The sequence below is a fragment of the Acinetobacter sp. ANC 4654 genome (assembly GCF_002135425.1).
Lineage (GTDB): Bacteria > Pseudomonadota > Gammaproteobacteria > Pseudomonadales > Moraxellaceae > Acinetobacter > Acinetobacter kyonggiensis.
This window is the reverse complement of the sequence record NZ_NEGL01000002.1, coordinates 15126-37195: the sequence shown is the minus strand read 5'-3', so window position 1 is coordinate 37195 and position 22070 is coordinate 15126. Positions and strand designations below refer to the sequence as shown.

The window sequence follows — 22070 nt, the reverse complement described above, 5'->3', positions numbered from 1 at the left end:
GTAGAAGATAGCTGCTGAGGTGGCAATGTGATGAATGCTCAAATATTTGCATAAAATGATGAATTTGGTCAATTGCAGTAAATGGCTCGAAACATACGTTAATGATAGGGTAAACTAGCAAAAATTTGTACAGCATTGGGGGAAATTATGAGTGAAGAAATGAGCTTGGAAGAGCGCAAAGTTATTTATCGTGCTCGTCGTGGTTTAAAAGAAATTGATGTTTATTTTGACCCATATGTAAAACAATATTATTTGCATGCGGATACAGCAGAAAAAGAAACTTTTGCGGAACTGGTTGCACAAGAAGATCCTGATTTACTCGATTGGTTTATGGAAGTCTCGGAACCGCCACGCCCTGAAATGAAAGCGCTGATTGTAAAATTGAAACATTACGTGCATGGCTAATCGGTCTTTTCAGCTGAGACGCAGCCGCTTAGCCTTTGTATTTCAGCTGATTATTTTTACCCTTTTCATTGTAATTTTACAGCAACTCTTGTCGTTATGGTTATGGGTACTTTGCATTTTATTGGCAGTCATTGCATATGCCTATGCTTTAAAAGTGTCACAACCGATTTATTTTGAGCATTTAGCTGCACGAGAATGGTCACTTTCAAGTACTCAGTCTAAGCCGGTTAAACGCGTTTCAGTGAGTCATATGATTGATCATCAGTTTTATATTGTGGTTTATTTTCAGCATTTCCGAGAAAAACCATTACTGATTTGGATAGACCAACTGCCGCGACAACAGTGGAAAGCCTTAAAAAAATTGGCGAAATTGATTTAATTGTTAGACAATTCCACCTCTATAAAAATACATTAAAATATTAATAATCAGATGTATACGTATTAAATCACCCGCTATGTAAGACAGCTTTGATATAAAAATAGCCATTATTTCAATTGTTAGACAATTTCTCCGCTTAATTTTTGACGCTAACTGTACATTAAATAGACCAACAGCAAATGAGGAAATCATCATGGTGATTCCAACTTGGATGTTTCTGGTGATCGCAATTGTTTTGGCAATTGTTATTGGACGACTCGGAACAGTGCTGAAGGATCAGTTGATAAAACATGAAAGCCAATAGGCTTTTACCACTTGATAAGTAGCATGTGCCGAACCGTCGCAATGCTACTTTTTTTTGCCTAATTTTTTTAATTTCATTGAATACAGTCAATTTTTTGTACTTCATTTCATGGCAAAGTATCAAATTAAATTAGAGTAAATGCTCTTTTATTCAGATTTCGCATCTGATATGTTTAGTTATATGGACATAAACACAATTATAGAGGACAGGAAAATGTCGAAAGTCCAAAAAATATGCCAAGGTATGGCAATTATTACAGTTGCAAGTTCTTTATTATCAGGTTGTTCTCAAGTGGTTAAAACAGGGGCGAATGTCGCACTTGGCTTTAGCGAAAAGCATATCGTACCGCCTATTTTAGCCATGGATGATGCCGATATGGCGTGTAATTCAGGCAATGCTTTAACCCCAGCCATTATGGCAACCAAAGATATGGGCGCAGATCCAACACGTATTGCGGTACTTTTATATGCCTCATCTGGAATTTGTGCAGAAAATCAGGCGCTTGAATCAGAGTTGCGCTATTTACGTGCCTCTAAGGCAGGTCAAGTATCAGAAGCGCAAGATGCCCGTATAGAACAAAAACGCTGGGCGGCGATTGCTGCACAGCGTCAATATGCAGGTTATCAACTGTTTGAAAATCGTTGGGAAGCGAAATATAACAAAAAACTGGGTGAAGAATGCCCGAAAATGAAAAGTGATTTGGATCAAACCGTTTACTTAATGGGGATGATTAGTGGTTTACAAGCCATGACCAATGATATTAATTCAGGTGGTGCAGTCAATGTTCCCAAAGATATTGCGGCAGTGGTTGAACGTGGTATGACCTGCTTAGACAATGCAAAATTCTGGGGTGCACCCAATGCTACGCGCGCGGTGATTTGGACGTTGTTGCCGGGTGCTGGTGATGGTAAACCAGATCCTTACCAGACCTTAAAAGCATCAATTCAACTGGGCGAGCAAAAAGGGGTGCGTTTATCGCATGCTTTATATGCCGTGGCTGCTCAAGCCAGTGGTGATGATGCCAAAATTCGTGATGCACTAAAAACCTTTGCTGCTTCACGTTCAGAAGAAAAACCAGTCAACCCACAATTTAAACTCGTAGATAGCATGGCAAAGAATATGGTACAGGCCATTTCTGACCGTTATTGGACAGAACATACGGGCATTCGTACTGGCGATGATGGTATGCAACGTTTCTGGGATGAGAAAGACAATAGCGCAGAATTAGATGAATTATTTAGCGAAAAGGAAGGTGCTTAATCCTAAGTTTGATTCAATAAAAATAGGGTTTTAAGGGACTAGAATGAATCGTTTAAATTTTGGATAGAAGTATTTTAAGTAAGGGGCATGCCAATGAAAGACCCATTTCTAATGCGAAAAATTGTTTTTATTGCAATTGCGGTGTCATTTTCGGCATGCCTTCAAGTTTTTTCAGATGCATTTATTTACTGGAAAGCAGACTTACTGCAACAGTTTTGGCGTTTATGGACAGCACATTGGGTTCATGTCGGATGGGTTCATTATTTGTTGAACATGCTGGCTTTTGCCTGTTTGCCCTTTATTTTTCCACGCGTGAAAGTGTGGCATTTTGTGGCTTTACTTTTGTTGCTACCCCTTTTAATTAGTCTTAGTTTTTATTATGTTTTTCCCGATATTGAGGCTTATGCAGGTTTATCTGGGGTTTTGCACGGTGCATATGTCGCAGTTGCAAGTGTGCATTTATTAGATAAGAAAGAACGTAATTTTGCGGTATTGGTCTGGTTTCTTATTCTTGCTAAATTGATTTGGGAAAATACCATTGGCAGTGTTGGGACAGCGGAACTGATAGGCAGTCCCGTATTGGTTGAAGCACATTTACTGGGTGTTATTTGGGGGGTAATGATCGCAATCTTTTATATTTTATGGTGTTATTTTTATAGATGGCAAACAGATTGACATTTAAAACATAAAAGAAAATGCATATTGTCATTTTTATTCCAACCAAATTGATGCAGATTTATACACAACAATAAATAGATTGGGTAGAGAAAGGATATTTTCTATTCAAAAAGGACATTGGCATTGCTGAACCAATTGTGATGACCAAAATAAAAAATAGGAATACACATGCAAAATGATGAAAACAATAGATCCGGATTGGGTCTATTACGTTATATCTGGGTTGAGTGGATCTCAACCTTTGTTATTCTGGCTTTATTGCTGCTTACGTTGATTATTGGCACGGGCGAGATGATTCATGGCCAGTTGTTACGTATGGGCGAGCGTTTATATGGCGACCCAGCAACCAGTATGCAATATTCATTTCTACGAGCAGAACCGACAGCGCCAGATTGCGATCGCAATCCAAATATAGACGCGCAAGTACAACAGCAAATGAAAGCCAATGCCAATGATGAATTTGCCGATATTTTTGGGACTACATCGGCTGCAGATGTTCGTGCTTCGGTGTTGGCAGCACAGCAGCAGTGTGAAGAAAAGTATCTATTTTATGATAAAGCCATTAAGCATATGCAGGCTCACCCAAGTCTAAGAATGTACCGCACGATTGAAACCTCATTCTTTGGTATTTTTAAATTCGGAAGTGAAAATCGGGCAATTTTATTGGTCTTGATGGTGGTCTTTGCCGCAATCAGTGCAACGCTAAAAACCCACCATATTGGTTTACGCAGTCCAGCAACCCGTATTGATTTTCGTGTTTATTCAATCGCTATGTTTGTTGCCAATGGTTTCTTGATGGCATCAAGTTGGAGTCAATATAATTCGATCAAAGATTCAGGTGTACCTGTTACAGGAGAAATGCATACTATTTATTGGATGTGGATTGTTCTGTTTACTGTTTTGACCTGTATTAGTTTATTTCAACTGATTAAACCACCAAGACCTTCTAGTGATGAAGGGGGTCGTGTTGGTTTGGCTTTCCTCAGTGTTCCGTTGTATGCCTATATGGCCATCATTACTGGTATTGCATTTACTTTCTTCATGGACTATCCAATGGGGCAAGGGATTTACTTGGGGCAGTTGGTTGAGTTCTCTAGTATTTTTCTAAATTTGGCCTTGTTTGTCTGGGCTGGTATGTTGCTTAAGCAAACACGAATTGTCGATTTATTTTTGAATATTTTGCGTCCGTGGAATCTTGCACCTGAAACATTAACGTGGTTGATTTTGATTGCTGCGGCTTTACCGACAGCTTATACCGGTGCATCAGGTATTTTCGTAATTGCAGCAGGTGCAATTATTTATAAGGAAGTTTGGAATGCGGGGGGGCGTCGTCAGTTTGCCTTGGCAGCAACAGCAATGTCGGGTTCAATGGGGGTCGTATTACGTCCATGTTTATTAATTGTGGTGGTTGCCTCATTAAATAAAGAGGTTACAACCGATGTACTCTATCATTATGGTGTGTATGTATTCTTATTGACATCGACGTTATTTTTGATTGTTTCTTTGTACTTTGCTGAGCAAAAATTCAGAATTGCATCACCTGCATTTGCTGCACCGAAATCATTACGGGCAATTTTACCCGTTTTGCCTTATATCAGTATTTTTATACTGATCTGGTTGTTTTATAAGTATTTACTTTCAACAGATATGAATGAGTTTACTGCGCCAGTGATGATGCCCGTGATTTTGTTGGTCATGGTATTATTTGATAAATTACGTCATGAGCCTGCACCGATTCCTCCAGTTGGACATTGGGATGAAACGCTGAACAATACACCCGTGGAGCAGCAGTATGCATATTCTCAAGCATCAGCAATGACAGCAGTATCTGCAATGGATGCAGCGCCAACCATGACCACAACATCTGTCATGGTTAAAGAGTCCGTAATCACTAAGCCATCCACAACTGATCAAGATGAGCCACGTCAAGTCGGTTTCTTTAAAGCCTTGCATATTTCGACCAGTGAAACAGTCGGGCATATTGGTGCATTAATCATTTTGATGGCATTGTCTGTGAGTGTGGGGGGATTCCTTGAACGCATTGAGATTATGGAGTTTTTCCCGACGGACATTAGCAGTATCTTTATCGTGATTACACTCATTGTTGCCTTGATGATTTTTGTCGGCATGATTATGGATCCATTTGGTGCCGTAATTTTAATTTCGGCAACTGTCGCACCTGTAGCCTACCAATATGGCATTGATCCTATACATTTTTGGATGATTACTTTAATTGGTTTCGAGTTGGGCTATGTAACGCCACCAGTTGCACTGAATCATCTCTTGGCAAGACAGTCTGTTGGTGATGCAGAAGTAGCAGCAGCCGATGCTGAGGTGAGAGATCAGCCATTCTTCTATCGTTATGAACGTTGGATTTTGCCAGTAATTGTGATGTTCCCTGCAATGTTGATTATTGCTTATATTCCTTACATTTTTAAATTATTTGGCTGGTATCACTAAATTTTACCAGTAGAAGAAAAAGCACCTTCGGGTGCTTTTTTGATTTCATGGTGTATGAATGGCTATGCTCAATGTTCTTGTATTAAAGACACCGCCACATAGTAGCGATGAGAATGCATCTAAATCCGATCAGACGATCGTGATTGAATATTGTGCTCAGAGCACATAGCTTGAATATTAGAAAAAAGAAGGGTTATAGCGTTTATAAGGCTAATTTATTTTGCGGGTGCAAGTTTATAAACGCATGCATAAGAATCAACTTTATTACAGCATACATACTATGATGTTAACAAAGTCCTATGCTGTTTTTGATGTTTCATTCATATATCAGCTGATCAATCTGAGGGAAGAAAAGATTAAGCCATGCTTCAATTTGAATTTGATTTTTTCAGTTGAGCTTCAAGTAATTTAATTTGTTCTTCTTTGAGTGCAATTAAGTCATCAGCATCGGTATGTTGTGTTTTTAGCATGACTTCTTGATCATTCAATTGAGTTTGAATATCGTCAAGTTTAGCCACTTCTTCTTTGAGCAATGATTCATTTTCTGGCACAGGCGCTTTTAGAATTTTTTCATCGACCAATTGAATGGTTTTTTCATCGATTACGGACTTTGCTTCAGTCGGTTTTACTTCAGCAGAAGTAGCTGGTTTTGCTGGCGTTTGTAAGCTGATTGCCTCATGTTCAGGAATTGCTTCGTTCGAGGTTGAAAAAAACCATTGATAGGCCGAAAAAAGCACAATGATTGCAACTAAGCCCCCAGTAATGCCCAATAAAAGTGTTGGGCTATTTCTTTGATCTAACGCCATTTATGAACCTTTATGATTTTGGTTGACGAGGTTTGAATTGAATGACACCGATTTCATCTGCAACTTCTGGCATTTGTGGTTCATCGACATGGGTAGGTCGATTTTCACTATAATCACACTCGATACATTCAATCCATTCATCGTCACCAGAGCTAAGCATGACTATTCGATCTAACGCTTCACATTTGGGACATTTAGCACCTGCGATGAAACGACGTTTAATAGTCATCTGACTTACCTTTTGATCAATTTAAGGCGCTTAGTTTAAGTGTTTTTAGAGGCATTCGTCCAACCTTGATGGCGTAATAAAGCATCTATTTTTGGCTCACGTCCACGGAAATTGATAAACGCATCAAGTGCTGTATCTTTTCCGCCAACTGCTAGAATAAATTGACGGAACTCTTTTCCAGTCTGTGTATTAAAAATCCCTTCTTTTTCAAAACGGTCAAAGGCATCACTGGCTAAAACCTCCGCCCATTTATACGAGTAATAACCTGCGGCATAACCACCGGCAAAAATATGGCTAAAACTATGCTGAAAACGGTTATAGCTTGCTGTCGGTGCAACGGCATATTTTTGACGAATATCATCTAATATGGCTTGGACTTGTGCGGCATTTAAAGCTGGATTGTGTTTGTGAATCGATAAATCAAATAAGGCAAATTCAATTTGACGGAGTGTTTGCATACCTGATTGGAAGAAACGTGCATCGAGTAAAGCTTTCAGTAAATTTTGCGGTAAGTGTTGTTTGGTCTCGATGTGTTCACTAAGTAAATCTAGACTTTCATGATCCCATGTCCAAAATTCCATAAATTGACTTGGCAGTTCCACGGCATCCCAGTCGACACCATGAGTACCCGCCACCGCAATATGATCTACTTCGGTCAACATATGATGTAAGCCATGACCAAATTCATGGAATAAGGTATTTACTTCATCGTGAGTGAGCAGTGCAGGTTGATCACCTACAGCAGGCGTGAAGTTACAGACCATATAGCAAATGGGTTTTTGTATGCCATGTTCAGTTTGCATACGTGAACGGAAGCCACTCATCCATGCACCACCACGTTTACCACTACGTGCATATAGGTCAAAGTAAAAACCACCGACCACCGTGCCTTGATCTTCCAGTTCAAAGTAATGTGCATCGGGATGCCAAACTGGGGCTTCACGCTGCACGATAGTGATCCCGTATAAACGATTTACAATACGGAATAAGCCTTGCAAAATTTTTGGTGCAGGGAAGTAGGGCTTTAATGATTCTTGCGATAAATTAAATTGTTGAACCTTAAGCTTTTCGGAATAGTAACCTGTATCCCAAGGTTGTAAATCCAGAATAGCATCTTGTTGTGCAATGGCTTTAAGTTCGGCAATTTCTCTTTCCGCAGGTGCACGAGCATGTTCTGCAAGTTCAACCAAAAATTGCTCGACGGTTGCGACATCGGGTGCCATTTTACTGGCCAGTGATAGCTCGGCATAATTGTTGAAACCGAGTAGCTGTGCCATTTCTTGACGTAGGCTTAGGATTTCTTCCATGATTTCGGTGTTGTCAAATTCAGTCTGTTCAGATTGATCTGATGCACGTGTGGTGTAGGCTTTATACAGTTCTTCACGCAAGGCACGGTCAGCTGCATAGGTCATAATGGCAAGATAAGAGGGAATATCTAAAGTGGCCACGGCTTGGTCAAGTTCACGTTGCTGACCATATTGTTTAAGGAGATCGACGCTGCTTGGTGGTAAACCTTTGAGCTGTTCTTCATTTAGCGGTTTGAAGTAAGCTTGCGTGGCATCCAGCACATGGTTGGAAAAATCAGAGGAAAGCTGTGACAAACGCGCAGAAATTTCTGCAAAACGTTTTTTCGCTTCACCCTCTAAAGCAACCCCTGACAATTTGAAGTCGCGCAGTGCCAGTTTAATTGCACTTTGCTGTGCCGCAGGAAGGCTATTAAACAGTGCAGCATCATGCACTTGTTGATAGCTTTGATACAACGCCGTGTGTTGACCGAGCGTTGTATAGTATTCGCTTAGACTGGGTAACAGTGATTGATAGAGTTCGCGGGTTTCAGCATTGTTCATCACTGCATTGAGGTGTGAAAGTACCCCCCAAGCTTCACTCATATTATTTTCGAGCGTATCCATTTGTTTGAGTACTGTAAGTTGTGCCTGAATACTTTCAGGGACTTCGGTTAAATCTGTTAAAAAGTTTTGTCCTTGCTGAATGGCTTGTTCAATTTGTTGTTTTAAATCGGCAAGTTGAATTTGATCAAATTGTGGAACCGGCAAAGTCGCCTTTTCTAAAGTCATTTCTATACGCCATTTCATTGATAAACTTAGTAGTAGATGTAGGGCTTGTGAGCAGGGAAATCAAGGTTTCTTTTGAGATTTGTTATTTTGTTTATTTAAAAATAACTTCGATGAGCATTTAAACGAAGCTGAACAATGCATTGCACTTTGTTTTAAAAGATCAACATGATTGGGAAATCCTAATAGCACAGGGCTAATAGATTGCAATGCTATTAGATGAGTTATTTTTAAGTTCAAGATTATTGAATTTGCATGGTTCGAGTAAATTATGAATAAAAAAAGAGAGCCGAAGCTCTCTTTTTATTTCAGAATTAATCCTGCTTTATTTTAGCATTGGATTTTTTCTTTTTTGGCTTAGATTTTTTCTTCACTTTATCTTTATCTTTGGCTTTTACATCAGATTTTGCCGAAGGCTTTTTGTCTGACTTTTTCGCAACAGACGGTGATTTGGTTTTTGGCTTTTTCTTACGAATCGGCTGTTCGCCATCTTCACTCACTACGGCTTTAGCGCGTGGCGTAAAAACTTCTTCTTTAGATTCACGCGCAGGTTTAGCTGCAACACGAGGAGCACGACTGCGAATCGCACGACCAGCATGGGTCATTTGTTGCAACAATTCAAAGTCAATCTTACGATCATCTAAGTTGACTGCTGCGACTTTAATTTTGACTTCATCGCCCAAACTAAAGCTTTGACCACGACCACGTCCAACGAGGCTTTGACTGGCTTGATCATAAACAAAGAAGTCATCGCCTAATTGGCTGACATGAATCATGCCATCGACATAGAGGTCTTTGAGTGTCACGAACAAACCAAATTCAGCTACTGCACTAATGATACCAATGAACTCTTCACCTAAATGCTGCTGCATATAGTGACATTTTAACCATGTGGTCACAGAGCGAGATGCTTCATCGGCACGACGTTCAGTCTGCGAGAAATGCTCGCCAGCATCATCTAAAGCAGCTCCTGACAGTGGAGACGGCTTTTGTTTTAAATGTGCTTTGATGGCACGGTGCAATAACAAGTCTGGGTAACGACGAATGGGTGAGGTGAAGTGGGTATAGGCATCATACGCCAAACCAAAATGGCCAGCGTTGTTTGCGCCGTAGTAGGCTTGCATCATGGAACGTAATAACACGGCGTGAATACTTGGTGCATCAATACGCTCTTTGGTCGCTTCAATGACGGCTTGATAATCTTTTTGTGTTGGCTGTTCAGGGAAGGGCAAACCCAGTAACTTCACATACTCACGAACTTTCTGAATACGTGAAAATTCAGGTGGCTCATGCACACGGTATAACATTGGAATGTCATTTTCTAAGGCATATTCTGCTGCTGCAACATTTGCCAGCAACATACATTCTTCAATGAGTTTATGCGCTTCATTGCGTGAACGTGGCAAAATTTCTTTAATGCCGCCAAGCTCATCAAAGGTCATATAGGTTTCGACGGTTTCAAATTCCATCGCATGACGCTGCGCACGTAAACCTTTGAGCACTTGATAAAGCTGGAACAAGGTATTAATGGATTTACGCACATCACGATCTTCAGGAATCGCAGCACTGTCACCATCAAAATATTGTGCAACTTGCGTATAAGTTAAACGTGCTTTGGAATGCATGACAGAAGGATAGAATTTAAATCCAGTCACTTTACCTGCACGCGATAAATTCAGATCACACACCATACAGAGGCGATCGACATGCGGATTGAGTGAGCATAAACCATTCGATAATGCTTCAGGCAACATGGGTAAAACAAAGTGTGGGAAATAGACCGAGGTTCCACGTTCTCTTGCTTCATGATCAAGCGGTTTGTCAGGACGCACATAATGACTCACGTCAGCAATGGCAACCACGACACGATAACCACCACCCGGACGTTTTTCTGCGTAAACGGCATCGTCAAAGTCACGTGCATCTTCACCATCAATGGTGACCAGTGCTAAATCACGTAAATCGATGCGACCTTCACGGTCTTGCGCATTGGGTTCTTTAAACTGTTCTGCATCACGGATCACTTCTTCTGGAAATTCATATGGCAAACCAAATTCTAAAATGGTTTGCGGAATAATAATTTCAGTGTCAGCTTTGTCTGCCATAGATTGCACGATATGCCCTGTTGGCAATTCTTCACGCGTCGGGTAGTCATCAATTGCGACTCGAACAGAATCACCGACTTTAACCTGAGCATGTTCAATCAGTTCTTTTTCTAAGGTAATGGGTTGGTGTGCGTTTGGATTAGCCGGTTGAATAAAGTATTCGCCATCGTATACAGCGACTTTACCAATAATCTGTTTGACACGATGTTGCACGACTTCGGTAATAAAACCCCAAGGTTTACCTTTGCGGTCAACAGAAGTTTGACGCACTTTTACACGGTCACCATTAAAGACCAAACGCAGTTCACGTTCAGGCAATACAATATCATCATGATCGGCAATGTTGACTGAGCCTAAACCTTTTGAGTTGATATAGACCGTGCCTTCATGCGTCGGTTGGTTGGTTGCAAGTTGGAATTTAAATCCATCTTTCATCAACTGACCATCGCGTACCATTGCACTTAAACGGTGACTGAGTGCTTCGATGCTTCGTTCGTCTGCAATATTGAAGTGTTCCACCAAATCTGAATGAGACTGTGGTGCTTGTAATTTTTCAATCGTTTCTGAAATTAGAATACGGCTTGGAATAGGATTGTCATAACGCTCAGCTTCAGCTTTAGCTTCAGGATCGACCCAATTTTTCATAATGTCTTTGGCTTCATGTCAGAAGATAGGATTAGCATAAGTCATGCCGCGTGATACTGCACGTAAATGATTGCAATATTGTGTTTTTAGGTCAGATTTTACCGTGCTACCAAATATTTCACACGTACCACAGCTAAAAAACTGGGTAGAAGGGCAGTAAAAAGGGCTAAATTGTTCAAAAAATAGATGATTGATTAAAAAAACAAGAATTTTTTCAAATGTGACTTGAAGAAGTAGAGTTTAGTTTGTATTATGGCGGCTCGTTACGGTGAGGTGGCCGAGTGGCTGAAGGTACTCCCCTGCTAAGGGAGCGTGGGTCTTAAAGCCCACCGAGGGTTCGAATCCCTCCCTCACCGCCACGAATAACTTGAAATGCGCTCATAGCTCAGCTGGATAGAGCACTTGGCTACGAACTAAGGGGTCGGGAGTTCGAATCTCTCTGAGCGCACCAATCAAGTAAAACGTGGTTATTTATAGTAACGAAGTCGAAAGACAACTCAAGTACGCGCTCATAGCTCAGCTGGATAGAGCACTTGGCTACGAACTAAGGGGTCGGGAGTTCGAATCTCTCTGAGCGCACCAACTTGAACACATCGAGAGATGTAAAATTGGAAGAAACCGCACATGTTGCGGTTTTTTTGTGTTTGAAATTTATTGCTTCTTTCGTCAAATTTTAGTCCGAATGAATGACATCAATCAGCCAATACTGCATTTAAGACCAACGGAATTAGGTTTTTGTTTAAAAAATAGATGAAAAATCGAATTTCGCCCAATAACTGTTCACTTGGTTCACTATTTGTTAAAAAGCACTTAACAGATCAATAAAAATGCGTATAATGCAGCACATCAAGACGTCGCGCTCATAGCTCAGCTGGATAGAGCACTTGGCTACGAACTAAGGGGTCGGGAGTTCGAATCTCTCTGAGCGCACCAACTTGATCAAGACTGAAAAACCGCACATGTTGCGGTTTTTTTGTGTCTGTTTTATGGCTCAGCATCCAATTTAAGCTATCTCAAGATTTATGGTTTTCGATTATCATCATAGTTCGCTATTTTCTATAATATCTGATGATTCATTCCAAAGTGTGTCTACAACGCTGCCTTGAAAACTTTGCATCCAATATGAAGAAACTGATCAATCTGGTGTAATATCTAGCGCAATTGTTGTAATAATTTGATGATGAATTATGTCTGAAACCCAGCCTGCTGTATCGGTACGTTATTTTTTAAACCTAGAAGAATCACAAGATGGTTTTGCCCTTGCAACCTTTGGTAAAAAGCAAATTACACGTTTTATTACCCCATTGGTAAGTATTGGGGTCATTGTTTGGGGCTTTATGCTCGGTTTTACTGGGGTTGGACGTTACTATGTTGCGCTTGGGATCTTCTTTCTGGTGATGCAACTGGTGATGCGTTACTGGTTTTTACCCATGATGTTTAAACGTCAATTTGTGAAATATCAGTTTGGTAAAAGTGAGCAGGGCATCGAATTATTTCAAGATCATGCGGAAATTTATGCCAATGGCCGCAAGCAAATTTTCAACTACAATGAAGTGCAAAACTTTGCCATAGGTAAGTTGACCTATATGATTGAACTGAAAAATCGTACGGTAGTGATTGTGCCTAAGCGTGCTTTTGAGCAGTCTGCGGATCAAACCATATTTGAAAATACCTTTAAAAAATAAATTTTAAAACAGTGTCGTAGAGAAATAAAAGGGAAGATCATGAGTACACGTCCATCTAAAATTGTCTGTGTCGGTCGTAGCTATGCAGACCATGCCGAAGAATTAGGCAATGCGATTCCTGATTATCCAGTGCTCTTTATGAAGCCACCGAGTAGTCTATCAACTTTGGAGAAAGGGATTAGTTGGAATCCTGCATGGGGCAATTGCCATCATGAATGTGAATTGACGTTAAGGATTGATAAAACCTTAACGGTAGAAACCGATCCAGCCAAAGCGTTAGCAGCGGTGGGTGCGGTGACTTTAGGCTTAGATCTAACTTTACGTGATTTACAAGATGACTTGAAAAAGAAAGGTCAGCCTTGGGAACGTGCCAAAGCTTTTGATGGTTCCTGTGTATTGGCAGATTGGGTGGACGTTACTGAAGTTAAAGACTGGAAGAATGTACATTATACTTTGCATGTTAATGATGAGCTGCGTCAGACAGGCGATACGGCATTGCTGATTTTTGATATTGCCACTTTGCTTGTTGATATTAGTCGGGTCTTTACCTTAGAGCCAGGTGATGTGGTGATGACGGGTACACCAGCAGGTGTTGCTGCGTTAAAGGCGGGCGATCAGCTGAGCATGACTTTACAAGGACAAACCCAAGATTTTGTGTGGAAGACGTTTGTAAAATAGTTTTTAAATTCAATCGAATAAAAATTAACAATAGGCTTGATTATAGAATCAGGTCTATTTTTTATGTGCATTTTAAGCACAAAGCATACTTAAACTATCATCCATTTTTATTTATTTTCTGTACCAATGGCAAGTTCTTGTGCTTCTTGATCATTAAGGTGAACGGTATTAAGCGGACGCGGTTGTATAATTTGTACAGGAATAAATCGAATTTGTAGATAAGAGGGATGACCATTTCGATCTGCTGCAAGTTGAGTATTTATTTTTTCAATTTCAGCATAGGTTGGAGCCAGATCACCACGAATACTGGCACGAACGACAGTAAAATTCTCACGCGGATCAAATTGAACAATATCAATCACATTGTTATTTACATTTAAACTTTGACTAATTTGTTGCTTGATCTGAGTCTCATAGAGTTGTTTTTGAATCGATTGAATGAGGTTGAAGGTCAAATAAATGGCCAGAATCATCAGGATAATCAAACTAATACTATTGCGTTTAATGAACCCCCAAATACTGTTGATTTCTTCATCTGAACCACGTCTAAAACCTGTAATCCATAAAACTAAAGATGAACTCACTTGAATGGCAATCATATTGGTAAAGGCCAGTAAAAAAGCATTGGCTGAGTTTTGCAGTTGACCATGTGCTAATAAAATACCACTCGCAACTAAAGGAGGGACTAATGCTGTCGCTACTGCCACACCCACCACTGCAACAGATAAGCGCGGTGAAACAGCAGCAAAAGCACCCGCTGCACCACCTGCTAATGCAATCATGAGGTCAATGGTTGTCGGTTTTGTGCGTGCGAGAATTTCATTGGTCATGGGAAGATCAAAATGAATGAATCCCATGATGATCCCAATGCTATAAATCATCATGACCCCTAAAGACAGGGTACTTAATGCGGTTCGTAATAAAATCCAGCGCGCATCAATAAACGCTAAGGCGATTCCTGAAATAGGCCCTAACATCATGGCAACGAGCATTGCACCAATAACCACTGCGGTGGAATCGGCCAATAGACCATATCCAGCAATAATTGCTGCTAAGGCATTCATAATAAAGAATGTTTTACTCGGCAGTGCATCAGCCTGAATATTTAAACGGACTTGTTTATGGTCAATTTTTTTTGAATTTTCGCGTAACGCCTGTTTATATCTAAGCTTTTCTTTTAACAGCTCATACTTATCTTGATCAGGGTTATGCTCATCAATAATAATGGTTGGAAGATCTTGTTCTTTTTTTTTCATCATTTTCTCAATAAAATGAATCCTTATACACATGATAGCAAATTTTACTTATACAGTTTCCTAAATTGATCGGGCGTACATTGCATCCAACGCTTAAACATATTAATAAACGCTGAGGCATTGGCATAACCTAAATCTAAAGCAATACTTTCTACAGTTTTTCCCTGATCTAACATCGACATCGCTTTGGTGACTTTTAAGCGTTGTCGCCACTCATTTAAAGAGATTCCCAATTCTTTTTGACTGTAACGTGCCAAAGTTCGCTCCGTCATATTCACGCCTTGGGCAAGTTGTTCTAAGGTGCTGTTATCTGACGGATGTTGATGTAAATAATCAAGAATTTGTTTTAAAACAGGGTGGTCGGAATGGGGTAAATAACTTCCCACGAGGGTGGCGTGATGCAACTGATCTAGCAAAACATGTAATAGACGTAAATGTTCAGGATCATCTTTATCTTGTGGATGTTGCTTAAGATGTTGTAATAATGCAGAGACTAAAGGTGAGGTCAGTAAAATTCCTGCTTGTTTCGGCATTTCTGTACATAGGTTTTCATGAACATAGAGTGTACCGTGTGAAACTGCGGTGCGATTTAAACCACTATGTTCTAAATGTGGCGGTAACCAGATGCCATAAGGCGGAGGGGGGATATAATCAATTTGATCAATATTAATTTCCATCACCCCATGAAAGGCATAGATAAATTCGCCCCAAGCGTGTCCATGTGCAGGATAAATAGATTGTGCCGGTGCATGACGAAACTGAATCCATAACGGGGCAGAAATTTGATTATTGGTGCTGAGTTTTTCTAAGAACTGTTCATTTGGGCGTCTTTTTTTCATCATAAATTCGAATGCCTGAATAAGAAGATCTTTTGTCTACTTTGAATTATATATTTAAAATATGACAGGTCTATAGTGTGCTGATCTTTTAAAATGAGTCAGTATTGTGGGCGAGAGGAAAGGACTCGATGCACGTGCATCTGGTTTGATGATGGTATTGTGTATTGTTTGGGGGCTACAGCAAGTGGTACTCAAAATTGCTGCGGCTGATATTTCCCCCATCATGCAAATTGCTATTCGTTCAGGGCTTTCCGCATTGCTGGTTTTTCCACTGATTCAATTGCAACAAGGCACTCATCTTTATTCGAAAGCCTATTTATGGCCGGGGATCTGGTTGGCTTTTTTATTTTCTGCTGAGTTTTTATTGGTTGCACAAGCCCTGACTTTAACTTCGGCTTCACATACCGTGGTTTTACTCTATACAGCCCCTATTTTTGTGGCTTTAGGTTTGCATTGGAAATTGCCATCTGAGCGTTTATCTAAGCTTCAATGGTCTGGAATTTTGATTGCTTTTGTGGGGATTGTAACGACATTTATTGGTCGAGAAAATCTGCTTGAACAAGGGTTTAGTCAAGTTTTGTTGGGGGATTTGTTGGCATTGTTGGCGGGTATCATGTGGGCATTAACGACAATTTCATTACGCCTAAGCAAATTAAATGAAGCCCATCCCACCCAAACCTTGTTTTATCAATTGCTGGGTGGTTTTGTATTTTTATTTCCTGCGGCTTTTCTATTGGGGCAAGCGGAAATTCATTGGACTTATATTGCAATTGGTAGTTTGGTTTTTCATACCCTGATCATGTCCTTTATGAGTTTGATGTTGTGGTTTTGGTTGTTACGTAACTACTTAGCCAGCCATTTGGGAGTCTTTTCTTTTTTGACGCCCATTTTTGGTCTACTTTTCGGGGTTTTATTGTTAAATGAAAGTATTGAGCCTAATTTTATTTTCGGGACAATATTGGTGATGGTTGGAGTATTGGTGGTGAGCATGCAGGATTGGCTTAAAAGAAAATTACACTATGTTTAAGTCTAGCAAATCAGCCACATTCATTGGTTGGTCCTCTATTTTAATTTGGGCAAGTTTGGTTGCTGTGGTCAAACTGATTAGCGAATCTTTAACGCCTATTTCGGCTATTGCTCTGATTTATAGTTTTAGTGCGCTGTGTATTTTAGTACTCAATGGACTACCTCGTTTTCAACAGATGTCTAAAGCTTATGTGTGGGGCTGTGGCGCTTTATTTGTCAGTTATGAAATTTTATTTTTACTTTCGATTGCCTTGTCACACAATCACGATCAAGTGCTCATTATTGCGATGATTAATTATTTGTGGCCGCCATTAACCATTGTATTTTCAATACTGGCAAAGCAGCTTAATTATCGTTGGCCAGTTATTTTAGGATTTTTTCTTTCTGTGTTTGGACTCTTGTTGGTGGTCAATCCAGATATTCTAGACTTAGCTCAATTGATGCATATTTTGCAGCAGAACCCAATTGCCTATTTTTTTGCATTTTTAGGCGCATTGCTGTGGCCCTGTTATAGCGTATTGACTAAAAAATATGCCCAAGGGCAAAATGCCGTCCCGCTATTTTTCATGGTGACTGCGCTGGCGTTGTGGGGAATTCATTTTGTGCTGAATGAGCCTTTTATTGTTCCTCAATTTAAGATGTGGTTAGTCATTGCCGTTACTGGTGGTTTGGTGGGAATTGCTTATAGTAATTGGAATCAAAGTTTACAGTTTGGCAATATCAAACTGCTTATTCTTGCGACTTACTTTATTCCAATTTTATCTTCTTTGATGTCGATGCTGATTTTGGATGCACGACCACAAATGAGTTTTTGGATCGGAACGCTTTTGGTGACTTTGGGTGCAATCATTTGTTGGAAAAGTACTTCAGAAACGCCATCAGAATAACGATCTTTTGCTCTGTGAAAGAGGTGGCGAAGATAGTCATTCTGATTGACATGAGATGTTTCTGTTTAATTCATCAATAATATGAGTCTACTTTATTTTTCTTCCAAAATTTTAGACAGGGGAATCGCTAATTTTGCAGAAAGGTAATCATCGGCTTCAATGAGAGCAGGTCCCAGTTTTTGCATCCACTCATCGTCAGGGTGGATATTACCGACATCTTGACGTCGTGGCAGTGGATAAGGTAACTGTGTGTAGAAATGCCAGAAATCGACTTGGGTTAAATTACGCACCAGAACAAATTCATTATTGTCAGTACGTCTGACCAAATTTTGTTGTTCTAGCATTAAGACATAAGAAGGCCAGCGTCCAATTTCGCCACGTCCTAAGACGTCCAGTGCTTCTTCATCGGACACACTTTCGCCAACGTGTTGCTTTTTATAAAACAGTTCTAGCAAGTCCAAGAGCATGATGACGGGATGGCGTTTTTGTTCTTTATCCGAATGAAAAGCCGTTAGTGCATAACTAATTTCAACGCCCAATAACACGATATTCCATGACAAAAAAATCCATAACAAGAAAATAGGCACTGCGGCAAAAGCACCATAAATAATTTCATAACTGGTGAAATTGGACATAATAAAGCCAAATAAATGCTTTAATAATTCAAATACCACCGCACTAAAAGTCCCCGCAATTAATGCAGCTTTAATCGGAACGCTGCGATTTGGAATGGTCCAATTTAAAATAAAAAAACCTAATATGGTCAGTGCAAAAGAAATGCACCAAAAGATCAATGAACCATCGACCTCATAACCGGTAAAATTATTGCTCAGTACATTGAGTGATGCCACAGCAGATGAAATGACAAATGCACTGCCGAGTAAAATTGGGCCAAGTGAAATAATGGTCCAATAACGCATAAAGCCAATAATACCGCCACGCGTTTCTCGAACACGCCAAATACGGTTAAAGACCGTTTCGATACTGGTCAGCATCATCACTGTGGTAATAAACAGAAATAAAATACCAATGATCGTTAGGTTGCTGGATTTATCGGTGAAGGCATTAAAAGCCTTGTCAAAAGCAATGGTGGTTTTAGGTAGGAAATTGCTATAAATCAGTTGTTGTAATTGTTGTCTGGCTGGCTCTAGCGCTTTAATGGAAGAAATGATGACCAAGAAAACAGTCAGCATGGGTACAACAGCAAAGAGGGTGGTATAAGTTAAAGACCCTGCTTGTTCACGGCAACGATCTGCTTCAAAACGTCGTATGACAAATAAAACAAACTGAAACCATGTCTCGTCATAAAAGCGAAGTTTTTTTAAATACTTTTCTAACATAAGTATAAAGTCTCAATTTTTTAAGCATCTTTATGAATTTTCATGACTAAGCTTAACCAAAAAATGGGAAAAATACCGTATAGTTTTCTTTTTTAGCTTCGTTTATAAAAATTATGCAGCCTTACATCCTTGTTTTATATTACAGCAAATATGGTTCAACGAAAGACATGGCGCATTTAATTGCCAATGGTGTTGAAGCGACAGGTATGGCGGTAAAAATTCGGACGGTGCCCAATTTATCGACTGTGGTGCAAGAGGCGGAAGCAAGTATTCCTGCGGATGGCGATATTTATTGTACTTTAGATGACTTGGCACTTTGTTCAGGCTTGGCTTTGGGTTCGCCAACGCGTTTTGGCAATATGGCCAGTGAAATGAAGTATTTTTGGGATCAGACCACAAGTCTTTGGTTAAACGGTGCATTGCATCATAAACCGGCTTGTGTTTTTACCTCATCAGGTTCGATGCATGGTGGGCAGGAAAGTACTTTGCTGACCATGCTTCCACCGTTGTTTCATCACGGTATGATGATTATGGGCTTACCAAATGCTAATCCTGCTTTATCCAATACCAAATCTGGTGGTACGCCGTATGGTGCAAGTCATGTCAGTGGCCCGCGTCATGACTTGGGTCTAAGCCAAGATGAAAAAGTCCTCTGTGTCGAACAGGGTAAATGTTTGGGTAAAGTGGTGCAGAAGTTACAAGCAAGTGCATGATTGGTCGCGTAGAAAGTGAGTTTAATCAGCACACTTTCTAAGTTTTTCTAACATGTATGAATTTTTGAATTGTCTCAAAAAAAGTCCAAAGTATATTGAAAAATGAATTGCTTTGGACTTTTGAATATCAAGTTAAACCGTTACAGTTTAAACTTTTTCTTTAAAACGATGATTGCATTTTAAGCATTTGTAATCTAAGAACACATTTTTGTCGATAATGACACCCGCTTTTTTGCCAAAGATATTACCTAAAACACCACCTGTAATACCGACTGCAATTGCACCAACAAAAGTCCCGACCGTTCCACCAAAAATAACACCCAATGGGCCAGCGACAGCTCCGATGGCCGCTCCAGTTGATGCGCCCGTTGCCGCACCACCGACCGTTCCTGCTGTAGCGCCAGCAGAAGTCATTAGAATGCCACTAATGGTTCTTAACTTTTGTTCGTGGTCTCGTTTTTCAACTTCAGCAGAGCCGCATTTAGGACATAGCATAGATTTTTCCATCAACTATTTATCTGTTCTTGATCTTGTGAGGACGTGTTTAAAATACGCCACACAGATAATCAATCGTTACAACCAAGCATAACAGCTTGTATCTTTTCACGCATGTTGTCAGGGCAATTTCATACCAATTTAATTCTAGCTGAATCACAACATCGAAGTTGATCTGAGTTGTAAATAGACAGGCTTAATCTATCTGATTAACACCCATTTAACACAATGGTCGTTATACGAATCTAGTTTGTAAGCCCCAAATAGAAATGTCCAGTTTCTCCAAAATAAAAAAAGAGCGTCTAAGCGCTCTTTTAAAATTCACACTGAAACTCAGTCACGAACAAATTCAACAGTACCGTTGCTTAAAGATTTAACACGAGCCAAAGACTCAACACGGTAGCCTTTTTCAATAAGGAGATCGCGACCGGTTTGGAAAGATTTTTCAATCACAATACCAACACCAATCACTTCTGCATTGGCTTGGTGAATCAGGTCAATTAAACCTAAAGCCGCTTGACCATTTGCCAAGAAATCATCAATCACTAATGCTTTGTCACTCGCGTTAATGTGCTTGTTGGAAATCGCAATTGTGCTTTCAGTCTGTTTGGTAAAAGAGAATACTTTAGAGCGATATAAGTCATCTTTTAGCGTTAAAGATTGATATTTACGCGCGAAAATGACAGGCACGCCTAGTTCTAAACCTGCCATTACTGCAGGAGCAATACCTGAAGCTTCAATGGTAATAATCTTGGTGATGCCTGCATCTTTAAAGCGAGCAGCAAATTCTTTACCAATTTGCTGCATCAATACAGGGTCAATTTGATGATTCAAGAAAGCATCAACTTTCAGAACTTGATCAGATAGAACGATACCTTCATTTAAGATTTTCTGTTCTAGTGCGTGCACAGGAGAGTCCTCTAAGGGCGGATGCTTTTTCAAGCAAAGGCGTATTTTAAAAAGGCGCTGAAAAAATGCAAGCAAAATTGATCAAATCGATTAATTCGTGGAGCCTTTATACCCAGTTAGCAGCAAACCGTACGATGTTTTGCCATCTTGGTGGGAAACTTTCACTGGTACATAGTCAAGTTTAGGTGCTAACCAAAAAATGGTATCGCGGTTTGGCTTATCATGTTTCATGACAACTTTAATGGTATCGAAAGTTCCATAAGAGGTTGTCACTTTCTCTGAACCTTGTTTTACAAATTTACGTGCTTCAACTTCTTTCGCATCTGCAATGGCATAACTCGATTTTAAACCCGAGGCTTTTAAGTCTTCACGCAGTTGTAATTCTGCATTGAGTTCATCTAAAACACCTGCTTTCCATGCAAAAGAACGTGCTTTATCATCTTTCTTAGTCGAAATGGTTTTAGTGCTTGGGTTAAATTTTATGCTCATAGTGTTGTTATGCACTAAAATTTTACTGCTGCGACTAAAACTATCTGAAACAATCTGGTTGCCATTGAAGCTGAAACGGCTGGTTTCAGTGGCAGATGCGATAGCACCCGCTTTTGCCGTAAAAACATACGTCCAGTTATTGCCCGACTTGCTTAAATTACGTGTTGCCGAGCCCATATTTTTGCCGTTATAACTAAATTGATAACTTGCTTGGAATGGACTTATGGCAAATGCTTGGTTTGAGAAACCAGCAAACAACAGTGTAGCGGTTACACCAGAGGTCATCGCAATTGTTTTCAATACATTGTGAGCCATAAGTACAGTCTTCCTATGAAGTTTGAATAAAGTGCAAATTGCTTGCTTGGTTTCTATTATGCACTTTGATTATGAAGATAAAATTCGAAATTTTG

20 protein-coding genes and 4 tRNA genes are annotated in these 22070 nt (G+C 39.9%); 14 read left to right on the top strand and 10 right to left on the bottom strand.

All coding sequences use genetic code 11. The annotated features are described in order from the left end of the window. Positions 1–147 precede the first annotated feature (147 nt). The 5 genes from B9T24_RS04035 to B9T24_RS04010 all read left to right on the top strand — a co-directional run bounded on the left by B9T24_RS04035 (position 148) and on the right by B9T24_RS04010 (position 5486). Positions 148–405, top strand: a complete 258-nt coding sequence (locus tag B9T24_RS04035; RefSeq protein ID WP_086164627.1) for a succinate dehydrogenase assembly factor 2 — start codon at positions 148–150, stop codon at positions 403–405. Further along, positions 398–784 carry a hypothetical protein gene (locus B9T24_RS04030; RefSeq protein ID WP_086164626.1) on the top strand — a complete coding sequence of 129 codons (387 nt, stop codon included), beginning with the start codon at positions 398–400 and terminating at the stop codon, positions 782–784. Before B9T24_RS04035 ends, B9T24_RS04030 begins: the two co-directional genes overlap by 8 nt. A 517-nt stretch (positions 785–1301) precedes the next feature. After that, entirely contained in the window at positions 1302–2348 is a 1047-nt protein-coding gene (locus tag B9T24_RS04020; RefSeq protein WP_086164624.1) for a hypothetical protein, read from the top strand. Positions 2349–2441: 93 nt separating this feature from the next. Beyond that, positions 2442–3023 carry a rhombosortase gene (rrtA, locus tag B9T24_RS04015; protein ID WP_086164623.1) on the top strand — a complete coding sequence of 194 codons (582 nt, stop codon included), beginning with the start codon at positions 2442–2444 and terminating at the stop codon, positions 3021–3023. A 171-nt stretch (positions 3024–3194) separates the two neighbouring features. Further along, positions 3195–5486, top strand: a complete 2292-nt coding sequence (locus tag B9T24_RS04010; protein ID WP_086164622.1) for a TRAP transporter large permease subunit — start codon at positions 3195–3197, stop codon at positions 5484–5486. Positions 5487–5854: 368 nt separating this feature from the next. Here B9T24_RS04010 and B9T24_RS04005 read toward each other — a convergent pair whose 3' ends face one another. The 4 genes from B9T24_RS04005 to rnr all read right to left on the bottom strand — a co-directional run bounded on the left by B9T24_RS04005 (position 5855) and on the right by rnr (position 11346). Beyond that, positions 5855–6292 (bottom strand): hypothetical protein, encoded by a 438-nt coding sequence (locus B9T24_RS04005; protein WP_086164621.1) that lies wholly within the window; start codon positions 6290–6292, stop codon positions 5855–5857. A gap of 10 nt (positions 6293–6302) precedes the next feature. After that, on the bottom strand, positions 6303–6515 hold the full coding sequence (locus B9T24_RS04000; protein WP_171259197.1) for a YheV family putative zinc ribbon protein: 213 nt from the start codon (positions 6513–6515) through the stop codon (positions 6303–6305). Between the two features lie 41 nt (positions 6516–6556). Further along, on the bottom strand, positions 6557–8614 hold the full coding sequence (locus tag B9T24_RS03995) for a M3 family metallopeptidase (RefSeq protein ID WP_171264847.1): 2058 nt from the start codon (positions 8612–8614) through the stop codon (positions 6557–6559). 293 nt (positions 8615–8907) lie between these two features. Then, positions 8908–11346 (bottom strand): ribonuclease R, encoded by a 2439-nt coding sequence (gene rnr, locus B9T24_RS03990; RefSeq protein WP_213032946.1) that lies wholly within the window; start codon positions 11344–11346, stop codon positions 8908–8910. A 264-nt stretch (positions 11347–11610) separates the two neighbouring features. Here rnr and B9T24_RS03985 point away from each other — a divergent pair. The 6 genes from B9T24_RS03985 to B9T24_RS03960 all read left to right on the top strand — a co-directional run bounded on the left by B9T24_RS03985 (position 11611) and on the right by B9T24_RS03960 (position 13706). Further along, positions 11611–11702: transfer RNA gene (locus tag B9T24_RS03985), tRNA-Ser, on the top strand. A 15-nt stretch (positions 11703–11717) separates the two neighbouring features. Next, positions 11718–11794, top strand: a tRNA-Arg gene (locus B9T24_RS03980). A gap of 54 nt (positions 11795–11848) precedes the next feature. Next, positions 11849–11925: transfer RNA gene (locus B9T24_RS03975), tRNA-Arg, on the top strand. Positions 11926–12199: 274 nt separating this feature from the next. Beyond that, positions 12200–12276 (top strand) — tRNA-Arg (locus tag B9T24_RS03970). Positions 12277–12530: 254 nt separating this feature from the next. Beyond that, positions 12531–13028 (top strand): YcxB family protein, encoded by a 498-nt coding sequence (locus tag B9T24_RS03965; RefSeq protein WP_086164617.1) that lies wholly within the window; start codon positions 12531–12533, stop codon positions 13026–13028. A 39-nt stretch (positions 13029–13067) separates the two neighbouring features. After that, positions 13068–13706 carry a fumarylacetoacetate hydrolase family protein gene (locus B9T24_RS03960; RefSeq protein ID WP_086164616.1) on the top strand — a complete coding sequence of 213 codons (639 nt, stop codon included), beginning with the start codon at positions 13068–13070 and terminating at the stop codon, positions 13704–13706. 107 nt (positions 13707–13813) lie between these two features. Here the strand turns inward: B9T24_RS03960 and B9T24_RS03955 are convergent, their stop codons facing one another. Together B9T24_RS03955 and B9T24_RS03950 are read right to left on the bottom strand one after the other, a co-directional pair. Next, positions 13814–14962 carry a DUF389 domain-containing protein gene (locus B9T24_RS03955; protein ID WP_086164615.1) on the bottom strand — a complete coding sequence of 383 codons (1149 nt, stop codon included), beginning with the start codon at positions 14960–14962 and terminating at the stop codon, positions 13814–13816. A 44-nt stretch (positions 14963–15006) separates the two neighbouring features. Continuing rightward, positions 15007–15801: a helix-turn-helix domain-containing protein gene (locus B9T24_RS03950; RefSeq protein WP_416224350.1), complete on the bottom strand. Its 795-nt coding sequence runs from the start codon at positions 15799–15801 to the stop codon at positions 15007–15009. Between the two features lie 106 nt (positions 15802–15907). On the opposite strand from B9T24_RS03950, the gene B9T24_RS03945 reads away from it, so the two are divergent. Then, positions 15908–16828: a DMT family transporter gene (locus tag B9T24_RS03945; RefSeq protein ID WP_086164613.1), complete on the top strand. Its 921-nt coding sequence runs from the start codon at positions 15908–15910 to the stop codon at positions 16826–16828. After that, the gene (yddG, locus tag B9T24_RS03940; RefSeq protein ID WP_086164612.1) at positions 16821–17714 is read left to right on the top strand and encodes an aromatic amino acid DMT transporter YddG; all 894 of its coding nucleotides are present in this window, start codon (positions 16821–16823) and stop codon (positions 17712–17714) included. The genes B9T24_RS03945 and yddG overlap by 8 nt, the downstream gene beginning before the upstream one ends. 92 nt (positions 17715–17806) lie before the next feature. Here yddG and B9T24_RS03935 read toward each other — a convergent pair whose 3' ends face one another. Continuing rightward, positions 17807–19054, bottom strand: coding sequence for a YihY family inner membrane protein (locus B9T24_RS03935; RefSeq protein WP_086164611.1), 1248 nt, complete (start codon positions 19052–19054; stop codon positions 17807–17809). Between the two features lie 113 nt (positions 19055–19167). Between B9T24_RS03935 and wrbA the strand changes: the two genes are divergently transcribed. Continuing rightward, on the top strand, positions 19168–19767 hold the full coding sequence (gene wrbA / locus B9T24_RS03930; protein WP_086164610.1) for an NAD(P)H:quinone oxidoreductase: 600 nt from the start codon (positions 19168–19170) through the stop codon (positions 19765–19767). A 147-nt stretch (positions 19768–19914) separates the two neighbouring features. Here the strand turns inward: wrbA and B9T24_RS03925 are convergent, their stop codons facing one another. The 3 genes from B9T24_RS03925 to B9T24_RS03915 all read right to left on the bottom strand — a co-directional run bounded on the left by B9T24_RS03925 (position 19915) and on the right by B9T24_RS03915 (position 21975). Further along, the gene (locus B9T24_RS03925) at positions 19915–20274 is read right to left on the bottom strand and encodes a hypothetical protein (protein WP_086164609.1); all 360 of its coding nucleotides are present in this window, start codon (positions 20272–20274) and stop codon (positions 19915–19917) included. Positions 20275–20595: 321 nt separating this feature from the next. Further along, complete coding sequence (locus tag B9T24_RS03920; protein ID WP_004650431.1) at positions 20596–21171, bottom strand: xanthine phosphoribosyltransferase; 576 nt, start codon at positions 21169–21171, stop codon at positions 20596–20598. A gap of 90 nt (positions 21172–21261) precedes the next feature. Then, positions 21262–21975, bottom strand: a complete 714-nt coding sequence (locus B9T24_RS03915) for a DUF3108 domain-containing protein (RefSeq protein ID WP_086164608.1) — start codon at positions 21973–21975, stop codon at positions 21262–21264. Positions 21976–22070: the final 95 nt, after the last annotated feature.